The following is a 2714-nucleotide window of genomic DNA, read 5'->3' on the forward strand; positions in this document are numbered from 1 at the left end:
GTGTGGGGGGCCCTGTTTTGTTTTATCACCACCCGCGGGGGTGTGGGGGGGGGGGGGGTTCGGGGGCGGGGGGGGGGGGGGGGGGGGGGGGGGGGCGGGGCTGGGGCTGGCGGTGCTGCTGCTCAGCTTGGCCACCTGGCAGGGTGTAGCCGGCGGCGCCTTCGAGGGATCTGAGGCGGGAGCTGCTTTTTCCCTGCTGTTGTGGGGCTGCGGCCTGGGGATGGGCTTGGTGGGGATCCCGTTGCTGGGCTGCTTGGCTGAAGAAGAGATGCTGTCTGTGCTGATGGGGCTGGCCCAGGGCTGGAGCGGCATCGCTGCCCTCACCTGGGGATCCCGCCTTATGGAGATGGGAGCGGAATCTCTGCCAGATCTCCCTTGGCCGGTGTTGTTACCTGTTGGTCTGGCCGCCCTCAGCCTAGTGGCGGGCACCCTGCCCCTGTTGACTGTTCCCGTTCGCGCCAGCGGGACAGAGTCCTCACCCGACAGCGAGGTGGAATCGAACCGGCGGCTGTCGGCCCTGGGGTCAGGAGTGGGATGGCTGGTGGCGATGGCGCTGGCCCTGGCTCTGGTGCGCAACGGGCTGTACCAGGATCCCTTTTGGGCGCTGCTGTACGGGGCGGGGGTGTTGCTCTCGTGGGCTCTACTGGCTTTGGAGAGCAGGATCCCGGCACCCGAGGGGAAAGAGGCCTTGCTCTGGCGGGCCTGTGTGAGCCTGACGCTGGTAGGCGGTGGGTCGCTGCTGGCACTGCGGCTGGGGGGATCCTACGGGGCGGCGCTGCTGGGGCTGGGGTGTCTGGCTTTTCCCAGCCGCTGGGGGGCGATGGCTGCCCTGTTTTTGTCGGCCCGACCCCTGCTGCAAAACCTGCTGCACCAGTTCAACCTGCAGGTGGCCGGGATCGACCTCACCCAGCCCTACGTATCGGCGGCGCTCTACTTGGGCATGGCGGCCATGGCCTTGGCTGCGCTTCTTTACTGGCTGCACGGGCTAGACAAACCCCTGCAAACCGGGGTCGGCCTGACGCTGGGCAGCCTGCTCCTGCCGCTGGGGGTGGGCTATTTCGTCCATGCCCAGCCGCAAGCAGCTTTCTTGCTGGCAGCCTTGATCACCGCCTTGATCTTGGCGGCGCTGCAGCCCATAGCCTTGAACCAAGAAGGGAGAAGGGCGACTTGGACGGGGATCCAAGCTTTGGGCCTGGCCACGCTCGCCATCCTCGGATCCAACCTCAGCCGCAACTGGACGGTGACGGGGTTCTATGCCACCCGCCTGGAGCGGGCCCTGGTGCTGGCGGCCAGCGTTGGGATCCTGGCTCTGTTCCTTTTGCTTGGGCAGGGCTGGCGCTGGTGGCAGTCCAGAACAGCGTCCCGCTAGCGTTGAGGTTCTAGGGTTGTGAAACTCCTTCCCCTCGGCACCCGTGGCACCTGGCAAGGGATCCCCGGCCCCGAGCAGACGGCTGAGGCCCTAGGCAACCCCGGCGTGAGGGTGATCGGATCCCCAGCTCTGTTGGCGCTGATCGAGCAATGTGGCCACAACACCTTGCAGCCTTTTTACGAGGGGGAAGAAGCGGCAGTCGGGATCCGCTTTGTCCTAGAACACTGCTCAGCAGCTGTGGTGGGGGATCCCTTGCAGGTGAAGGTTGAAGTCGTGGCAGTGGAGGGAAGGCGCGTTCAGTTTCAGGTGGAGATCGCGCAGCAGGGGCGGCTGGTGATGCAGGGATCCTATACCTGTCAGGTAGTCGATTTGCCCCGTTTTCTGGCCCGCTATGGGCTGGCTTGAGATCATCAAGTACCTGGCAGGGCTGCTGCTGGTCACTGGGTTGGGACTGTTTCTGTTCTGGCCACAACAGCTCCTGCTACGCTACCGCAAGCCTTGGCAAGGCCCCCTCGCCTGGAGCTGGAAATGGCGCGGGTGGGGGGGCTTGGCTCTGCGGGGCAGCCGTCGGGGGTGGGAATGGCGCTGCGGATCCCTCTGCGTTCGCGGGCATTGGCCGGCCCGGGTGGGCTGCCGTCTCTCCTTTGCCGACTGGCCTCGCTTCTGGCCCCTTCTGAAGCGGTTGGCCAAGGGGATCCAGATCCAGTCCTGGCAAGGCGGCCTAGAAATCGGCTTTGCCAACCCGGCCTTGACGGGGCAGTGTCTAGGGCTGTTGGCGGCCCTCCCTCCCTCGCTGGCCCGCCACCTGCGCTTGACCTTCACCCACACCGGCTGGCACGGACAGGGATCCCTGCTGCTTTGCTTTCGCGCTTGGCGAGTGCTGGGGCCGGCCTTGGAATTGGCATGGCTCATCCTGCGCAGCAGCCGCTCGAGAATCCGATAGAACTCAGCAGCACTCTTTTGTACTCTTGCAGCAGCCTAACGGGCAGCAGCGGATCCCTTCCCATCTAGAGCCACTTTTGCTGGGGATCGACAGCTCAGCTTTAACGTAAGGTGCGGAATTCCCCACGGTCTATACGGTGGGGATGGATAGGACCCTCTGACTGATTCTGGATGTATTGCTTCACAATTTCTAGGGAGCAAATCATGCCAAAGCCTAGCCCCTCCTAATACACTTTATTGACCAGTATTTTGTTACAAACACTACGTGCAAGTGAATTCTAAACGTCAGCATCGCTTCTTAGTCTGCCATTCTCGATGCTACACTTACTGTGGCTTCGACTAAGTCACAAAAGGTGACTGAAACTGTACTGGTAATCAGGCGGCAGACCTTTCGGCTGTACCC

Annotated in this window: 3 protein-coding genes; all 3 read left to right on the top strand. The window is 63.4% G+C overall.

All coding sequences use genetic code 11. The annotated features are described in order from the left end of the window. A partial coding sequence (locus NW845_RS12705) for a hypothetical protein (protein WP_414378792.1) occupies window positions 1–1369 on the top strand: 1369 nt, incomplete at its 5' end. Window positions 1370–1387: 18 nt separating this feature from the next. Next, the gene (locus NW845_RS12710; RefSeq protein ID WP_414378793.1) at window positions 1388–1774 is read left to right on the top strand and encodes a thioesterase family protein; all 387 of its coding nucleotides are present in this window, start codon (window positions 1388–1390) and stop codon (window positions 1772–1774) included. Next, entirely contained in the window at window positions 1761–2312 is a 552-nt protein-coding gene (locus tag NW845_RS12715; protein WP_414378794.1) for a hypothetical protein, read from the top strand. Before NW845_RS12710 ends, NW845_RS12715 begins: the two co-directional genes overlap by 14 nt. The last annotated feature ends 402 nt before the right edge of the window (window positions 2313–2714 follow it).

The sequence above is a fragment of the Synechococcus sp. H60.2 genome (genome assembly GCF_047462315.1).
In the GTDB taxonomy this organism is placed as follows: domain Bacteria; phylum Cyanobacteriota; class Cyanobacteriia; order Thermostichales; family Thermostichaceae; genus Thermostichus.

Bases quoted from the DNA above. Each gene is read 5' to 3' on its own strand.
- NW845_RS12715 (WP_414378794.1), top strand. From the start codon at position 1,761: ATGGGCTGGCTTGAGATCATCAAGTACCTGGCAGGGCTGCTGCTGGTC.